At 71.5% G+C, this 16,885-nt stretch carries 14 protein-coding genes and 1 pseudogene; 9 read left to right on the forward strand and 6 right to left on the reverse strand.

What is annotated here, in order from left to right; all coding sequences use genetic code 11:
• Nucleotides 1-90 precede the first annotated feature (90 nt).
• Complete coding sequence (locus ABZ354_RS28120; RefSeq protein ID WP_358661448.1) at nucleotides 91-594, reverse strand: hypothetical protein; 504 nt, start codon at nucleotides 592-594, stop codon at nucleotides 91-93.
• A 135-nt stretch (nucleotides 595-729) separates the two neighbouring features.
• Entirely contained in the window at nucleotides 730-1,275 is a 546-nt protein-coding gene (locus ABZ354_RS28125) for a sigma-70 family RNA polymerase sigma factor (protein WP_358661450.1), read from the reverse strand.
• Between the two features lie 221 nt (nucleotides 1,276-1,496).
• Here ABZ354_RS28125 and ABZ354_RS28130 point away from each other — a divergent pair, with 221 nt between their 5' ends.
• A complete protein-coding gene (locus tag ABZ354_RS28130) occupies nucleotides 1,497-2,648 on the forward strand; it encodes a CapA family protein (protein WP_358661452.1) in 1,152 nt (383 codons plus the stop codon).
• Nucleotides 2,649-2,834: 186 nt separating this feature from the next.
• On the opposite strand, the gene ABZ354_RS28135 is transcribed toward ABZ354_RS28130, so the two are convergent.
• The gene (locus ABZ354_RS28135; protein ID WP_358661454.1) at nucleotides 2,835-3,296 is read right to left on the reverse strand and encodes a universal stress protein; all 462 of its coding nucleotides are present in this window, start codon (nucleotides 3,294-3,296) and stop codon (nucleotides 2,835-2,837) included.
• 238 nt (nucleotides 3,297-3,534) lie between these two features.
• Between ABZ354_RS28135 and ABZ354_RS28140 the strand changes: the two genes are divergently transcribed.
• Entirely contained in the window at nucleotides 3,535-4,374 is an 840-nt protein-coding gene (locus tag ABZ354_RS28140; protein ID WP_358661456.1) for a polysaccharide deacetylase family protein, read from the forward strand.
• 98 nt (nucleotides 4,375-4,472) lie between these two features.
• On the opposite strand, the gene ABZ354_RS28145 is transcribed toward ABZ354_RS28140, so the two are convergent.
• Complete coding sequence (locus tag ABZ354_RS28145) at nucleotides 4,473-5,141, reverse strand: class F sortase (RefSeq protein ID WP_358661458.1); 669 nt, start codon at nucleotides 5,139-5,141, stop codon at nucleotides 4,473-4,475.
• A 333-nt stretch (nucleotides 5,142-5,474) separates the two neighbouring features.
• On the opposite strand from ABZ354_RS28145, the gene ABZ354_RS28150 reads away from it, so the two are divergent.
• Nucleotides 5,475-5,963 (forward strand): hypothetical protein, encoded by a 489-nt coding sequence (locus ABZ354_RS28150; RefSeq protein WP_358661460.1) that lies wholly within the window; start codon nucleotides 5,475-5,477, stop codon nucleotides 5,961-5,963.
• A 390-nt stretch (nucleotides 5,964-6,353) separates the two neighbouring features.
• Here ABZ354_RS28150 and ABZ354_RS28155 read toward each other — a convergent pair whose 3' ends face one another.
• A complete protein-coding gene (locus ABZ354_RS28155; protein WP_358661462.1) occupies nucleotides 6,354-7,118 on the reverse strand; it encodes a hypothetical protein in 765 nt (254 codons plus the stop codon).
• A gap of 972 nt (nucleotides 7,119-8,090) precedes the next feature.
• Here ABZ354_RS28155 and ABZ354_RS28160 point away from each other — a divergent pair.
• The 3 genes from ABZ354_RS28160 to ABZ354_RS28170 all read left to right on the forward strand — a co-directional run bounded on the left by ABZ354_RS28160 (nucleotide 8,091) and on the right by ABZ354_RS28170 (nucleotide 12,240).
• Complete coding sequence (locus tag ABZ354_RS28160) at nucleotides 8,091-9,035, forward strand: SCO0930 family lipoprotein (protein WP_358661472.1); 945 nt, start codon at nucleotides 8,091-8,093, stop codon at nucleotides 9,033-9,035.
• Nucleotides 9,036-9,289: 254 nt separating this feature from the next.
• A complete protein-coding gene (locus ABZ354_RS28165; protein ID WP_358661464.1) occupies nucleotides 9,290-10,102 on the forward strand; it encodes an SAM-dependent methyltransferase in 813 nt (270 codons plus the stop codon).
• On the forward strand, nucleotides 10,099-12,240 hold the full coding sequence (locus ABZ354_RS28170) for an EAL domain-containing protein (protein ID WP_358661466.1): 2,142 nt from the start codon (nucleotides 10,099-10,101) through the stop codon (nucleotides 12,238-12,240). The genes ABZ354_RS28165 and ABZ354_RS28170 overlap by 4 nt, the downstream gene beginning before the upstream one ends.
• 141 nt (nucleotides 12,241-12,381) lie before the next feature.
• On the opposite strand, the pseudogene ABZ354_RS28175 reads toward ABZ354_RS28170, so the two are convergent.
• Nucleotides 12,382-13,322 (reverse strand): annotated as a pseudogene (locus ABZ354_RS28175) (LysR substrate-binding domain-containing protein).
• A gap of 41 nt (nucleotides 13,323-13,363) precedes the next feature.
• On the opposite strand from ABZ354_RS28175, the gene ABZ354_RS28180 reads away from it, so the two are divergent.
• From ABZ354_RS28180 to ABZ354_RS28190, 3 genes are read left to right on the forward strand one after another with little or no spacing between them, the layout of a single operon-like run.
• Nucleotides 13,364-14,071, forward strand: a complete 708-nt coding sequence (locus tag ABZ354_RS28180; protein WP_358661468.1) for a succinate dehydrogenase — start codon at nucleotides 13,364-13,366, stop codon at nucleotides 14,069-14,071.
• 22 nt (nucleotides 14,072-14,093) lie between these two features.
• Nucleotides 14,094-16,043, forward strand: a complete 1,950-nt coding sequence (locus ABZ354_RS28185; RefSeq protein WP_358661474.1) for a fumarate reductase/succinate dehydrogenase flavoprotein subunit — start codon at nucleotides 14,094-14,096, stop codon at nucleotides 16,041-16,043.
• The gene (locus ABZ354_RS28190) at nucleotides 16,040-16,789 is read left to right on the forward strand and encodes a succinate dehydrogenase/fumarate reductase iron-sulfur subunit (protein WP_358661470.1); all 750 of its coding nucleotides are present in this window, start codon (nucleotides 16,040-16,042) and stop codon (nucleotides 16,787-16,789) included. Before ABZ354_RS28185 ends, ABZ354_RS28190 begins: the two co-directional genes overlap by 4 nt.
• The last annotated feature ends 96 nt before the right edge of the window (nucleotides 16,790-16,885 follow it).

Consider the following 16,885-nt stretch of genomic DNA (forward strand, 5'->3'; position numbering starts at 1 on the left):
AATCCACACCAGGCCAGAAGGCCCTCACCCATTTCAAGATCGGTCAGCCGTGAGCCCTGTCACCGTCCACAACCTCCCGGGACAGAACAGCTAGAAGAGATGGATCGCCAGGTGCCCCAGCGGCAGTCCCAGCTGCCAGGCCGGGGTCCACACCTGCGGCCCGTCCTCCTCGCCGGCGACGGGGACACCGCCCGGCACCGCGTTCAGGTCGGGCGCGAGCAGCTCGGTCTCCTGCAGCCAGCGCCAGGCCTCCTCGGCCAGCGCCAGATCCGGCGCGGGACGCCCCGAGGCGGCGGCGTCGGCGGCGAGACCGGCCAACTGCTCACGCACCCACTCCTGCCACGGCTGGTCGTACGCCGTCAGCGACAGCCAGGTCTCCAGCTGGGTGACGACACGGATGCCGGACAGCTCGCCCTCCGTGTCGGACAGGAAGACGGTCAGCGCCAGCGCGTCCCGGCCCGCGCGGAACTCGAAGGACGTCGGCGGCATCAGGTCGCCGCTGCGCAGCAGCTCGTCGGCGATGTACTCGGCATACAACCAGGCCATGGGGACGGTCAGTTCACCGTCCGTGCTCTCTCGGCCTCTGTGCTGCATTCCTTCCTGCCTTCCTCCGGTGCGTGCGCGTAAGCCCCAGCCGGTCCCCGGTCCGGAACACGGACGAGAACAGCCGATTACTCAACCGGGGTCCTCAGCAAGGCGCTTTACGGAGGTTTGACTCGGCGGCCAGTTTCACCGCAGGTCGGTCGCGTATCCGGGAAGCACCCGGCGCAGGGCGCGCAGCGCGTAGTACGCGCGGGATTTCACCGTACCGGGCGGAATACCCAGGGCCTTCGCCGCTTCCGCCACACTCGCCCCGTGGAAGTACACGAGCACCAGTACGTCACGGTGCTCGGGAGTGAGAGTCTTCACAGCCTTCCGTACGTCCAGTGTCGCCACGGCCCGCTCGGCGTGGTCGGCGCAGACCCGGGCGTTCTCCAGGACCGCGTCGCCGACCTCGGGCGGACGCGCCTGCCGGGCGCGCCGCGCGTCGATCGCGAGCCGCCTGCCCACCGTCAGCAGCCAGGGGCGTACGGATTCGAAGTTGTCGGCGCGCAGGGCCTCGGGGTGCTGCCAGGCGCGCACCAGAGTCTCCTGCACCAGGTCCTCGGCGCGCTGCCGGTCGCCGTCGCAGAGCCGGAGCAGCAGCGCGAAGAGGGGCCTGCCGTGCTCGCGCTGCAGCGTCGCGAGCTCGTGCTCGGCGGTCGTCCCGCTCGTCATGATGGTTCCGGCGCTCATGGCCGTATGGCACCGCAGGGCGTTGCCAGGGGGACAGGGCACGCACACGAGTGTGCGGCGGACGGTCGATCGCGTCGATGAACGGTACGACGAACGGTCGGTGAACCCGTTCGCCCACGCCGGACGGCCTAAAACGCGTGTCGCAGCCACTCATCGGCCCATCGGGATTCTTACCTGTTTATCCGCTTTATCTGTGCATCCCGACTACGGCAGGGTGAGTGATGATCGCACGCAGACACCAGGTGGCCCTTGCGCTGACGACACTTCTGATCGCGGGAGCGGCCTGCCAGGCAGACCGGTACGAAACACTCGGCACCCGGGCCCCGAGCGCGTCGGGCGCCGGCTCGGGTTTCACGCTCGTCGCCTCCGGAGACGTCCTCCCGCACAGCAACATCATCGCCCGGGCCCGCCGCGACGCGGGCGGTAGCGGCTACGACTTCGCCCCGATGCTCGCCGGCATCCGGTCCGTCGTCTCCCGCGCCGACCTCGCCCTGTGCCACATGGAGACCGTGTACGGCGCGGACGGCGACTACACCGGCTACCCGCTCTTCAAGTCCCCGCCCGAGGTGGCCCGCGGCCTCGCCGCCACCGGCTACGACGGCTGCTCCACCGCCTCCAACCACTCCCTCGACGACGGCGCCGCCGGCATCGGCCGCACCCTCGACGCCTTCGACCGCGCCGGCCTCCGGCACGCCGGAACGGCCCGCACCGAGACCGAGGCCCGCACCCCCACGATCCTGCACGCGGGCGGGGCGGCCGTCGCCCACCTCGCCTACGCCTACGGCCTCAACGGCAGTTCGCCGCCCGCCGACCGCCCCTGGGCGGTCAACCTCATCGACGAGGCCCGCATCCTGGCGGACGCGCGGGCGGCCCGGCGGGAGGGCGCCGACGTGGTCGTCGTCTCCCTGCACTGGGGCACCGAATGGCAGGACGTCCCCGACGAGCAGCAGCTCACCCTGGCCCGCACCCTGACCGCGTCCCGCACCGGGGGCCGCCCCGACATCGACCTCATCCTCGGCACCCACGCGCACGTGCCGCAGGCGTACGAGAAGGTCAACGGAACCTGGGTGGTCTACGGCATGGGCGACCAGATCGCCGGCTCGATGATCAACCACTTCGGCGACCGGGACCCCCGCGGCAACCAGTCCACCGTCGGCCGCTTCACCTTCGCCCCACCCGCGAAGACCGGCGGCCGGTGGAAGGTGAAGCGCGCCGAGTTCGTGCCGCAGTGGTACGACGTGGGCGCCGGACGAGTGACCAACCTCAACAAGGCCCTCGCCCGGGGCGCCGACGTACGCGCCGTACGCGACCGTATCCGCGACGTGGCGTTCAGCCGGGGCGCGGCGAAGGACGGGCTCAGGATGGGGCGGTAGCGGCCGGGCGACCCCACGGGGCCGCCGCCGCTCGTGCCCGGGGGCCGCCCGCGGCCGGTCGGGGCCGGGCGGCCCGCGCCCGGCACGCCTGCCGCCTGCCGGGTCCGTGCCCGCCGTCCTGCTGCCGTTCGCGTCCGCCCGCCGTCCGAGGCCCGTGCCCCGGCCCCGCACGAGCCTCGCGTTCCGCTACGGCACCACGGTCACCGGCCAGCGTCCCGCCCTGACCAGCCGTACAGCGACCGAACCGACGAACCGGTGGCCCGCCTGTTCCGACGCGCCCACCACGACGGCGTCCGCCTTGAGCTCGTCGGCAGCCCTCACCAGCCCGCTGTAGGGGTCGCCGGGGAACGTGTGGAACTCCCAGCGCACCTCGAAAATCCCCCTGACCCGCTCGGCGGCCTCCCGGATGTGCGCCACCAGGTCCTCGGCGATCTGCTCCGTCGCCCCGGCGACCGGCGCGCCGAGCGCGGCACCCGCCGCCATGAAGGGCTGCACGTACACCACGGCGAGCAGCGCCCGCTGCCGGCGGGCCAGACCCCCGGCGTACGCGGCGGCCCGCAGCGACGAGGCGGAGCCGTCCACGCCGACGAGGACGACCTTGGGCCCGTCCGTACCCCGTTCGAACTGGTGGGAGTGCTGTTCCGTCACCCGGCGAGGCTATCGCCCGGCCCGGCCCGCCACCCCGAGGGGCGCCACGCGCCGCGCTCCCGGCCCGCACGCACCCCGCACGCACCCCGCACGCACCCCGCACGCACCCCGCACGCACCCCCAGTCCACCCCCTCCACCCGCTCCGCCCCCGCTCCGGCTCCGCCGTGCGAGTGAAGTCGTGCCGCCGAACCGGTGTCGTCGTGGTGCGTCGGCGTCGTGTCGGGCGACTGATCAGTCATGAAATCCGATCAGTTGCTTACGCGGCGCCGGGCGTTGCTCGCCGGTGCCGGCGCTCTCGGGGCGGCCGGGACCGCCGGTGTGTTCGCGGCGGTCACGGGGAGCGAGCCGGAGTCCCCCGCCCTCGCCCCCGCCCCGGGCCCCCGGGCACGGCGCCCCCTCAAGTCCTCCGCCTACCGACTCCAGCCGCTGACCGGCTACGGGCCCCGGCACCCGGCGCCCGCCCGGACCATGGTGCGCCACGCCCCCCTGCTGCGGGTGTCCGGGCGGGGCCGCACCATGGTGCTCACCTTCGACGACGGACCCGACCCCCGCTACACCCCGCGCATCCTCGACGTCCTGGCCGAGCACGACGTACGCGCCATGTTCTTCGTGTGCGGGGAGACGGCCGACGACCACCGGGACCTGGTGTCCCGCATGGCCGACGAGGGACACGTCGTCGGCAACCACACCTGGTCCCACCCGCTGCTGACCCAACTCACCCGCGCCGCGATCCGCGACCAGATGGAACGCACCAGCCATGTCATCGAGGAGGCGTACGGCGAACGCCCCCAGTGGTTCCGCGCGCCCTACGGCGCCTGGAACCGGGCCACCTTCCAGATCGGTGCTGAACTCGGCATGGAGCCGCTCGCCTGGACCGTGGACACCCTCGACTGGACCAGGCCCGGCACGCGCAAGATCGCCGGCCGGGTCGAGAAGGGCGCCGCCCCCGGCGTCGTGGTGCTCTCGCACGACGCCGGGGGCGACCGCTCCCAGAGTGTGAACGCGCTGCGCGCCTACCTTCCCGACCTGCTGAAGGCCGGCTACCACGTGACCGTCCCCCGGCGGCAACTCACCTGACGTCCCGCGACGCCCGACGGCCCGTCGACACCGACGGGCCGTCAGACGTCGCGGACCGTCACGCGGACGGGGCCGCGCCCGCCCGGCCGGGGATCCGCTCAGCGGACCTCGACCAGGCGGGCGAAGGTGACGACATTGCCCTCGTAGCCGTTCTGCTTCGAGAAACCGCCGCCGCAGGTGATGACCCGCAATTCCGCGCCGCCGGTCGAGTTGTAGACGCGGTCGCTCGGGAAGTCGTTCTTCGAGAAGACCTCGATGCCGTAGATCTCGAAAACGACCGTCTTTCCGTCCTGCCGGGAGATTTCGACGCGATTTCCCTGTTGCAGAGCGCCGAGTCCGTAGAACACGGCAGGGCCCTGCTTGTTGTCGACGTGCCCGACGACGACGGCGGTGCCCCTCTCCCCGGGCGTGACCGCGCCGCTGAACCAGCCGGCCAGATTCGGGTCCTCGGGCGGCGGGGCGTCCACCCAGCCCTCCGCGTCCAGACCCACCGGCATCACCGGCGCGTCGACCTGGATGGCGGGGATCCTGACCCGATCGGGCACGGAATACGGCAGCGGGTTCAGAGCGGCGGACTTCGCGCGGACACCGGCATCCTGGCTGTCCGTCGCGGCGGCCGAGGCGGGCTGCGGCGGCCCCACGTCGAATTCCCCCGAACCATTCCGGATGAGCGCGAGGCCGGTCAGCAGAACAAGCGCTATCACGCCCCAAGGAGCACGCTTCCTGCGCCGCTCCTCTTCTTCGGCCAGCTCCACGGACTCATGCATGGGACATCCCCTCTCGACACGGCCGTCGCCGCGTCAATTCGCGCATACGGCAAAGCTAAGCGCGACAGGGAAAACCGGCGACGGGGCAGCGGCGAACGGGTGGCCACGTGCCGTGCTGTCCGCCATCCGAGGGACCGGCCGCCGTTTTTTTCCGGCCGCCCGTGACCTGCGGCGATATGCCGTCTCGTGCATTCCTGGCGGCTTTTGCGCTCACCGGGACGGACCATTCCCGAAATGCGCCCGCGCGCACGGCAACTGAGGGTCATTCTGGGAGGCGCTTTCTCGCCGATTCTCCCGGGAACGGGTCCCGGGGCGCCTTCCGCGGAGGATCACATGCGCAAGTCTCGTGCCCTGGCGGTGTCTGCCGTGGCTGTCGCCGCCGTGGGGCTCGCCGCCCCCGCGGCCGTAGCCTGGGACACCCCGAGCAACATCGTCGCCCTGCCCGCCGTCATCGCCCGGGGCGGCCAGCTCACCGTCACGGTGGACAACTGCCCCAACGGAGGCACCATGACGTCCCGCGCGTTCCCGCGGGCCAGACTGACGGCCGTGCCCAACTCCCCGAAGCAGAGCGCCAGGGGCACCGCCACCGTCAGCAGCACGGCCCGCCCGGGCTCGTACGACATCACGGTCAACTGCTCCGGCAGGACGCTGACGAAGCCGGCTGCCTTCACCGTCCTCGGCGGGACCCAGGGCGGTCTCGGCGGCAGCAGCTCCACCGGGGCGACGCCTGCCGACATGGCCGTCGGCGGCGCGCTGGTGGCAGCGGCGGCCGTCGGCGGCGGAGTGTTCTGGATGCGCCGCCGGACCGAGAAGAAGATCTGACCGCGACGGCCGGGTCCCCCCGCCCGGCCGCCGCTCACTCCCTCCCCCTCCCCAGACCTGCCCTTCCTCGCCCCGCCCCTCCTCACTCCTTTCGGATCGCACGCCGGAAAGGCGCAGCGAAAAGGCCTTCGCCCGGGTTCCTTACGGACACCGCGACGGAGGCCTTGTGGGTGCTGGGGTGCTGGGGTGCTGGGGTGCTGGGGTGCTGGGCGGCAACCCCGCGGGCCGCCCAGGGGACACGGCGTGCATGTCGCGCCCCTGGGGCGGCTGAGGCGGCCGGGGTGATCCACGACAGGACCCGGCCGCCGGGAAACGACATGACCTCCTGGAAACGACAGAACCCGGCACGTGGTGAACAGCGTGACCGGGTTCCGGGAAGGGACGGAGTACCTAGCCCCCGAGATGGGGGAACAGCCGCAGGAAGGGGTCCGTCGAGGCGGAGATGCCCTGGCTGTAGGGCTCGTCGAAGTCCCAGATCAGGAAGAGCAGGAAGGCGACCAGCGCGGAGAACAGCCCTGCGAGGACCAACTCGCGCGGGGTGCGCCGGATCTGCAGCGCGAACACCATCCCGATGGTGGCGGCGCCTCCGATCACCAGCCCAAACCACACCACGCCCGGCATGGTCGCCCCGGTCGACGACGCCCGGGCGTTGCGCGCCTGGTCGGCCGCCGTCACCTGGTCGACGAGCGGCTGGTAGGCCTGCGCCTCGAAGTCGGTGCGCGGCTCGTAGTCGGTGACGTCCACGCGCACCCGTTTCAGCAGTTCGGTGCCGCGGTCGGTGACGCTGCCGTCCTCGGCCATGGTCTGCCACTCGGTGGTGACGACGTGTCCGACATAGGCGTTGACATCGTCGCGAATACGGTCGCGGACGTCGGGCGGGTAGACCCGGACCCGCTCGGTGATCTCGTGCAGCGCGGCCGCTTCCGCCTGCACGTGGTCCTGGGCGGCGCTCCGGGCCTCCCAGACACCTGCGATGGCCAGGCCGAGGACGATGGCGTACACGACGCCGATCCACATGGTCATGTACTCGATGACGTCCGGAGTCTCGCTGGGGTCCTCGTCCTCGGGCGCCCGGCGGTCCCGTACGAGGGTCACGACGACGACCACGGCGCAGGCGGCGAGCATCGCGAGGGTGAGAACAAGCCATTCCGGCAAGGGGTCCTCCAAGGGGGGTCAGCGGGGCCGGAGCGCGGCGACGGCGATCACCGCGGGGGCCGTGATGAGCAGGACGAACGTGAGCGGCGACGGCGCGTCGTCGGGCTGGTGTCCAGGGGGTGGCGCGACGCGGTGGGGCGGGTAGTGCACCGGACGCGGGGACGGGCGCGGTGCGGGCGATGCCGGCGGCGGCTCGGGGGCCGGTGCGGGCGGCGGCGCGGGTGTGCGGGGCGGCGGAGTGGGGGCCGGGCGCGGAGGGGGTTCGAGCTCCGGAGCGGGGGGCGTGGGGGTGGGCTTCGGTGGTGGTGGTGGAGGCGGAGACGGGGGTGGGGGCGGAGGCGTAGGAGAGGGGGTGGGGGTCGGCTCGGGGGGTGGCGGGGGCGTGTGGCACGGCGGGACCGTGGGCCAGGAGTCGCTCCCGGCGTGCGCCACCGCTGTCCTGCCGTCCGGTCCGGTGGACGCGGAGGCACAGGCGTCGGCGACCGCCACTTGGGCCGGCGCGCCGATGAGCGACCACACCAGCACCACCAGTGCCAACGCCCTTGCGGGACAGGCTGATTGGGATGGCTCGGGTTCTCGCACGAGGAGAGCATGATCGACGCCGCGGCACGCCGGGCGCCCACGCTCGGGTATTGCCCCGAAGGAAGGACGCGCGCCCAGCGGCGCGTTGACCGCCGCAGCCGCAGCCGCAGCCGCAGCCGCAGCCGCAGCCGCAGCCGCAGCCGCAACAGCAACAGCAACAGCGACAGCGGCAGCGGCAGCGGAGGCAAGGCGCGGACCGCGACCGACGGACGGAGCCCCGGCGAGAGAGCCGGAGAGGAAGTCGGAGGGGAAGCCGGAGAGCAGCCCGAGAGGAACCCGGAGGCAAAGGCGCGCGGAGATTGAACGCAACCGGCCCCCGTGTGCGTACCCCCTGCCGTGCGGCGGCGCAGCAGGGCGCTGCGACACCCTGACGGATTGGGGGAGTTGATGATGAAGACCTCCTGGCGGAGCGCTTCACTCGTGGCGTGCGCCGCGGCGGTGCTTGCGCTGACGACGGCGTGCGGTCAGGACGACGCCGGCGCCGCGAACAGCCAGAACGTCGGCGCCACGGTGCTGCCCGGCGACTACAGCGGCGTGGGCGCGGGCAAGGACCCCGGTGACCCGGCCGACGGCGGACAGGCCGCCCCGAGCTCGACCGGGTCCCCGGCGGGCAAGCTGTCCGTCGCCGCCGACGCCGAGCTGGGCACGGTGATGACCGACGGCGTCGGCCTCACCCTGTACCGGTTCGACCAGGACACGGCTCGGCCGCCGGTGTCGAACTGCGAGGGCGACTGCGCCGAGACCTGGCCGCCGGTGCCCGCGGACGACGCCGAGGCCGGTGCGGGCATCGACAAGGCGCTGCTGGGCGAGACCACCCGCTCCGACGGCGGCAGGCAGCTGACCGTCGCGGGCTGGCCGGCGTACCGCTACGTGAAGGACGTCAACGCCGGTGACGTGAAGGGGCAGGGCGTCGGCGGCACGTGGTTCGCGCTGACCCCCGACGGCGGGAAGGCGCGGTCGGCCGATCGGCCCGGCCTGTCCACCCGCCAGGACCCGGAACTCGGCGAGCTCGTCGTCGACGGCGACGGCATGACCGTCTACCGCTTCCTGAAGGACGAGGCTTGGCCGAAACCCGTCTCCGCGTGCACGGGCGTCTGCCTGGACAAGTGGCCCGTCGTGGCCCCGGTGGCCGCCGATGACACGGAGGGACTGGAGAAGAAGAGCCTGATGAGCTTCGCCCGGCCCGACGGCGTCAAGCAGCAGACGGTGGATTGCTGGCCGGTTTACACCTTCACCGGCGACAAGAAACCGGGCGACATCAACGGCCAGGGTGTGGGCGGCACCTGGTACGCCGTGAGCCCCGACGGAAAACCGGTCGGCGCGCCCAAGAAGTAACCGACCTGTAAGTCCATTCCGGTACGCCCTTTCCGCGCTGTGTGGAAGGGGCGTACCGGTTTGCGTGATCACGCATCCGATGGGCGTCGCTACTTTTCGTGAGGTTTTCGCGCGTCGGGCCGTTCGAAGGTCATTTGGCACGTGCCGCAGGCAGTGACCGGGAACGGACGGTCAATTTCCGTTTCGGCTCGCTCCTTTGGCGGACCATCAGTAGCCTCACCTCGAACACCGGATCGCCAAGCCTGGAGAGATAGATGGAGCGTCCCGCCTGGGCCCCACGGAGCATCGACATCACGGTGCCGAGCGTTTCCCGGATCTACGACTACTACCTGGGCGGTTCGCACAACTTCGAGGTCGACCGGGAAGCGGCCCGCAGGGCCATCGAGTTCATGCCGGGACTCCCCAAGATCATGCAGGCGAACCGGGCGTTCATGCGCCGCGCGGTCCGGTACGCGGTGGACCAGGGCATCACCCAGTTCCTGGACATCGGCTCCGGCATCCCGACCTTCGGCAACGTCCACGAGGTGGCGCAGGCCGCGTGCCCCGACGCGCGCGTCCTGTACGTGGACCACGACCCGGTGGCGGTGGCGCACAGTCAGGCGGTCCTGAAGGGCAACGAGAACGCGGACGTCGTCGCGGCCGACCTGCGCAAGCCCGGGGAGATCCTGGCGAGCCGGGAGTTCGGGCGGTTGATCGACCTGAATCGGCCAGTGGCACTGCTGCTCGTTGCCATACTGCACTTCGTGGACGACGCGGACGACCCGCACGGTGCGGTGGCCGAGCTGAGGGACGCGCTCGCGCCCGGCAGCCTGCTCGTCCTCACGCACGGCTCGTACGAGGGCATCCCGCTGCCGGCCGAGCGCGCCGGAGGTCTGGTGAGCGTGTACGAGGACATCCGAAACCCGCTGATCATGCGCCCGCGCGAGGACGTCGCGCGGTTCTTCGAGGGGTACGACATGGTGGAACCCGGACTGGTGCCGATGCCGCACTGGCGGCCCGACACCCCGCCCGAGGACGAGGACCCGTTCGCCTTCTCGGGCTTCGCGGGCATGGGGCGGCGGGCGTGAGCGCGGATACGGACCCGGACGGTCCGGAGGACAGACTGCGCAGGTTCGCGACCATCTGGAGCCGGGCCGTGTACCCGGTGACATCGACGTCGTCGACCCGGCCCGAGTTCGAGCAGCAACTCCTGCCGCTGGCCAGGCGTCTGAGTGACGCCCTGAAGTCGCGCGCCTTCGAAGCGGGCGAGGGACGGGCGGTGGGCGCCGGTCTCGTCACCGCGCACTGCACCGACCCCGAGGCGCTCAGCCGCACCCTGGACTGCGTGGAGGCCTACCTGGTGCTGTACTGCGGCGGGGACGGCGACCGGGAGGACCTGCGGGCGCGTTCGGCGCGGCTCCAGCACGCCATGGCCGCCGGGTTCGCCGAGGCCCTGCGGGAGCGCACACTGTCCGAGCAGGAGTCCATCGCGCAGGCCGCGCTGATGGCCCAGGGCGTCGTCGCCCAGGCCCTGCACGCCAGCGAGGCCCGCTTCCGCGCGGTCTTCGAGGGCGCAGCCATAGGGATCGGCATCGCCGACCTGGACGGCACCGTGCTCCAGGTCAACGGCGCGCTGGTGCGCATGTTCGGGGTGTCCGACCAGACCCTGCGCGGACAGAAGGTCGTGGACTGGTCCCACCCCGAGGACGCGCCCCACATCTGGCGGCTCTACGACGAGCTGATCCGCGGCGAGCGCGAGCACTACCACGTGGAGAAGGCCTTCGCCCGCCCTGACGGAACGGTCCTGTGGACCAACCTCACCGTCTCCCTGCTGCGCGACCCGGACGGCGTCCCGCAGTACCAGCTCGCCCTCATGGAGGACACCACCGAGCGGCGGCTGCTCAACCTGCGGCTGCGCTACGAGGCCACGCACGACGCGCTCACCGGCCTGCCCAACCGCACCTTCTTCTTCGAGCGTCTGGAGAAGGCCCTCAACGCGGGCGAGGGGCAGCGCTTCGGGCTGTGCTACCTCGACCTGGACGGCTTCAAGACGATCAACGACAGCCTCGGCCACGCGGCCGGCGACCGACTGCTCGTGGAGGTCGCCGACCGGCTGGAGTCCTGCGTCACCGCGCCCGGCGAGATGGTCGCCCGGCTCGGCGGCGACGAGTTCGTGGCGCTGACCACCGGCCCCGGCACCCGGCGCCAGGTCGACGAGCTCGCCGAGCGCATCATGAACGCCCTGCTCACCCCGATCAGCGTGGACGGCAGGGAGCTGACCGTGCGCGTCAGCATCGGCATAGTCGAGGGCCCGGCCGGTGAGCGCAGCCCGGCGGAGGTCCTGCGCAGCGCCGACATCACCATGTACCGGGCCAAGGCGGCGGGCGGCAACCGCTGCGAGCTCGCCGACCCGGAGGCGGACGCCCGCGCCATCACCCGGCACGGCCTCACCACCGCGCTGCCCGCCGCCCTGGAGCGCGGCGAGTTCTTCATCGAGTACCAGCCGCTGGTGCGCCTCTGCGACGGCAGTGTGCGCGGCGCGGAGTCGCTGGTGCGCTGGCTGCACCCGCAGCACGGCGTGCTGGGCCCGGACCGGTTCATTCCGCTCGCCGAGGACACCGGCCTCATCGTGCCGCTCGGGCGCTGGGTGCTGGAGCAGTCGGTGCGGCAGGCCCGCACCTGGCGGGAGAAGCACGCCGACGCGGGACAGATGCGTATCAACGTCAACCTCTCGCCCTGCCAGCTGGCGCATCCCGGTCTCGTCCAGGACACCATCGACATCCTGGAGCGCGCCGGCGTCGAACCCGACGTGCTGTGCCTGGAGGTCACGGAGTCGGCGCTGATCGGCGCGGACGACGACCTGCTGAAGCCGCTGCGCCGACTCGCCGAGATGGGTGTCGACATCGCGCTGGACGACTTCGGCACGGGCTACTCCAATCTCGCGAACCTGCGCCGCCTGCCGGTGAGCGTCCTCAAGCTGGACCGCTCGTTCACGCAGAGCATGCAGCAGTTCCCGGCCGACCCGGTCGACCTGAAGATCGTCGAGGGCATCGTCTCCCTCGCGCACAGCCTGGACCTCGCGGTCACGGTCGAGGGCGTGGAGACCGCGGCCCAGGCCGAACAACTCCGCATACTGGGCTGCGACACGGCCCAGGGCTGGTACTACGCCAGGCCGGGCCCCCCGGAACGCCTCCACGAACTGGCCCTGGTGGACGCCACCACCTGAGGGCGAGCCCCCACCAGGGGCTCCCCGAAGGGGCGCGGCACACCCGCGCCGCACGCACCACCACGACGCACCCGCGACCCGAAAAGCGCCGGACGACCCCGGCGCTTTCGAGTGATCCGGACGATGTGGGGGAGACGCCGCTCACCGGGCGAGCAGCAACCGCTGCAACTCCCGCGCGGCCCGGGGCGGAGCCACATCGCTACGGTGCGCCAACGCGATCGTACGGTGCAGTCCCGGCCGGGCCAGCGCCGTGACCCGCAGTCCGTGCCCGGCCCGTGTCGCCACCATGCGCGGTACGACGGCCACCCCGAGCCCGGCACGCACGAACCCCAGTACCGCGTCCATCTCGCCGCCCTCGACCGCGAAGTCCGGCTCGAAGCCCTCCGCGCGGCACGCCGCCACGGTCAGTTCCCGCAGGTCATAGCCGTGCCGGAACATCACGAGCCGCTCCCTCTCCAGGTCGGCGATCCGCACCGTCCGTCGCCCCCCGCCCGGCGGTGCCGCCTCCGGGGACGACACCACGACCAGGTCCTCGCGCAGCAGCTCCACCGTCGTCAGCGCGGGCGACGGCGTGGGCAGCGGCAGTACCACCAGGGCCAGATCGAGCGCGCCGCGCGCCAGTTCCCGTACCAGGTCGTGCGAGCCGCCCTCCTCGATCAGCAGCCGCACGCCGGGATAGCGGTCGTGGAAACCACGCAGCACGTCCGGGAGCAGGCCCGTGCACAGGCTCGGGGTGGCGCCCAGCCTGACCCGGCCGCGCCGCAGCTGCACCAGCTCCAGCACCTCGTGCCGGGCCGTGTCCGCGTCGGCGAGGATGCGCCGGGCCAGCGGCAGCAGCGCCTCACCGGCGTCGGTCAGGGCGATGTTGCCGCGGGCCCGCAGGAACAGGTCCGCGCCGAGCTCCCGCTCCAGCGCCTTGATCTGCTGCGACAGTGACGGCTGGGCGACGTGGACGAGATCGGCGGCCCGGGTGAAGTGCCGGGTCTCGGCGACGGCCACGAAGTACTGGAGCTGATGGAACTGCACCCGGCCGAGCATAGGCGCTTTCCATAGACGTGCCCTATGGAAACGAGCCGGACCATGTCTTGGACCGATGAGGGGGTGGCCGCCTAGCGTCTTGTCCATGGCTCTGGCAACGCGGACGGACCGACGGCCGTCCATGGCACGCACCGTGTGGGACTCGACCGTCGGCAAGAAGGCAGTGATGGCGGTCAGCGGCCTGATCATGCTGTCCTACCTGGTCGTCCACATGATCGGCAACCTGAAGATCTTCTTCGGGCCCGGCGAGTTCAACCACTACGCGCACTGGCTGCGCACCATGGGCGAGCCCTTCATGCACCACGGCTGGACGCTGTGGCTGATCCGCGTCGCCCTGATCGTCGCGGTGATCGCGCACGGCGTGTCCGCGTACCAGCTCAGCCGCCGCGACATCCGGGCCCGGCCCCGCAAGTACGCGCACGGCAGACCCCGGTCGAGCTACGCGACGCGCACCATGCGCTGGGGCGGGATCATCCTCGGCCTGTACGTCGTCTGGCACCTGCTGGACCTGACCACCGGCACCGTGCACTCCGGCGGCTTCGAGTCCGGCAAGCCCTACCAGAACGTCGTGGACACCTTCTCCACCTGGTACGGCAACGTCGTCTACATCGTCGCGATGCTCGCCCTCGGCCTGCACGTCCGGCACGGCTTCTGGAGCGCCGCCCAGAGCCTCGGCGTCGGCAGCCGCACACGCGACCGCGCCCTCAGGGCCACCGCCGACATCCTCGCGCTGCTGCTCACGGCCGGCTTCGTCGCCGTACCCGTGGCCGTCATGACCGGAGTGGTGAACTGACATGAACGACCACGTGAACCACATGACCGACTACGCCACCTACGCGACCGGTGAGCCCGTCGCCGACACCAAGGCACCGGACGGGCCGGTCCACGAGCGCTGGGACAAGCGCCGCTTCGAGGCCGGGCTGGTCAACCCGGCCAACCGGCGGGGGCACACCGTCATCGTCGTCGGCACCGGCCTGGCCGGCGGCTCGGCGGGCGCCACGCTCGCCGAGCAGGGCTACCGCGTCGTCCAGTTCTGCTACCAGGACTCCCCGCGCCGCGCCCACTCGATCGCCGCGCAGGGCGGCATCAACGCCGCGAAGAACTACCGCAACGACGGCGACTCGATCCACCGCCTCTTCTACGACACCGTCAAGGGCGGCGACTTCCGCGCCCGCGAGTCCAACGTGCACCGTCTCGCACAGATCTCCGTCGAGATCATCGACCAGTGCGTGGCGCAGGGCGTGCCGTTCGCCCGCGAGTACGGCGGCCTGCTCGACACCCGCTCCTTCGGCGGCGTCCAGGTCTCGCGCACGTTCTACGCCCGCGGCCAGACGGGCCAGCAGCTCCTGCTCGGCGCCTACCAGGCCCTGAGCAGGCAGATCGCCGCCGGGAACGTGGAGATGCACCCGCGTACCGAAATGCTCGACCTGCTCGTGGTCGACGGGCGGGCGCGCGGCATCGTGGCCCGTGATCTCGTCACCGGGCGGATCTCGACGTACTACGCGGACGCCGTCGTCCTCGCCACCGGCGGCTACGGCAACGTCTTCTACCTGTCGACCAACGCCATGAACTCCAACGCGACCGCGATCTGGCGGGCGCACCGGCGCGGCGCGCTGTTCGCCAACCCGTGCTTCACACAGATCCACCCCACGTGCATCCCGCGCACCGGCGATCACCAGTCCAAGCTGACGCTGATGAGCGAGTCGCTGCGCAACGACGGCCGGATCTGGGTCCCGAAGGCCAAGGGCGACACCCGCCCGCCGCACGAGATCCCCGAGGACGAGCGGGACTACTACCTGGAACGCGTCTACCCGTCCTTCGGCAACCTCGTCCCGCGCGACATCGCCTCCCGTGCCGCCAAGAACGTGTGCGACGAGGGCAGGGGGGTGGGACCGGGGGGCCAGGGCGTGTACCTGGACTTCGCCGACGCCGTCCGGCGCATGGGCCGCAAGGCGGTGGAGGCCAGGTACGGCAACCTCTTCGACATGTACCAGCGGATCACCGACGAGGATCCGTACGAGGTGCCCATGCGGATCTACCCCGCCGTGCACTACACGATGGGCGGACTGTGGGTCGACTACGACCTCCAGACCACGATCCCCGGCCTCTTCGCGATCGGCGAGGCCAACTTCTCCGACCACGGTGCCAACCGCCTCGGCGCGTCCGCCCTCATGCAGGGCCTCGCCGACGGCTACTTCGTCCTCCCGGCCACCGTCAACGACTATCTGGCCCGCAACCCCTCCGAGGCCGTGGTCGACGACGACCACCCCGCGGTCCGGGAGGCGCTCGCCGACACGATGGACCGGCTGAACCTGCTGCTGGTCGTCGACGGCGACCGCACCCCCGACTCCTTCCACCGCGAACTCGGCGAGCTGATGTGGGAGCTGTGCGGCATGGCCCGCAGCGAGGCGGGGCTGCGCAAGGCACTGGAGCGCATACCGCAGATCCGCGAGGAGTTCTGGCGGCGGATCAAGGTCCCGGGCACCGGCGAGGAGTTCAACCAGTCCCTGGAGAAGGCCAACCGCGTCGTCGACTACCTGGAACTCGCCGAGCTGATGTGCCTCGACGCGCTGCACCGCACCGAGTCCTGCGGCGGCCACTTCCGCGAGGAGTCCCAGACCCCCGACGGTGAGGCCGCCCGCAAGGACGACGAGTTCGCGTACGCCGCGGCCTGGGAGTTCACGGGCACGGGCGAGGCACCGACCCTGCACAAGGAGAACCTGGTCTTCGAGTACGTCCACCCCACCCGGCGGAGTTACACATGAAGCTCACCCTGCGCGTCTGGCGGCAGAAGAACGCCCACGCCGACGGCACCATGTCCACGTACGAGCTGGACGGCATCGCCCCGGACATGTCCTTCCTGGAGATGCTCGACACCCTCAACGAGGAACTCATCCTCAAGGGCGAGGATCCGGTCGCCTTCGACCACGACTGCCGCGAGGGCATCTGCGGCGCATGCTCGCTCGTCATCAACGGCGACGCGCACGGCCCGGAGCGCACCACCACCTGCCAGCTGCACATGCGGTCCTTCGAGGACGGCGACACCATCGACGTCGAACCGTGGCGGGCCGCCGCCTTCCCGGTCGTGAAGGACCTGGTCGTGGACCGCTCCGCCCTCGACCGCATCATCCAGTCCGGCGGCTACGTCACCGCCCCCACCGGCTCCGCACCCGAGGCCCACGCCACGCCCGTGCCCAAGCCGGACGCCGACCTCGCCTTCGAACACGCCGAGTGCATCGGCTGCGGCGCCTGCGTCGCGGCCTGCCCCAACGGCGCGGCGATGCTGTTCACCTCCGCGAAGGTCAACCACCTGGCCGTACTGCCGCAGGGCGCGCCGGAGCGGGAGACCCGCGTGCTGGACATGGTCGCGCAGATGGACGACGAGGGCTTCGGCGGCTGCACCCTCACCGGAGAGTGCGCCACCGCCTGCCCGAAGGGCATCCCGCTCACGTCCATCACGAGCATGAACAAGGAATGGCTGCGCGCGACCCGCAGGGTGGCGAGGTCCTAGATGTACTCGGTCATGGCGTTGGTGACAGGCGGCTGATCGGGGGTTGGCCTGCGAGCGCGGTGTGTCGGCGTTGAGTGTTGTAGAAGGTCAGCCATG

This window comes from Streptomyces sp. NPDC005925 (genome assembly GCF_040638805.1).
Lineage (GTDB): Bacteria > Actinomycetota > Actinomycetes > Streptomycetales > Streptomycetaceae > Streptomyces.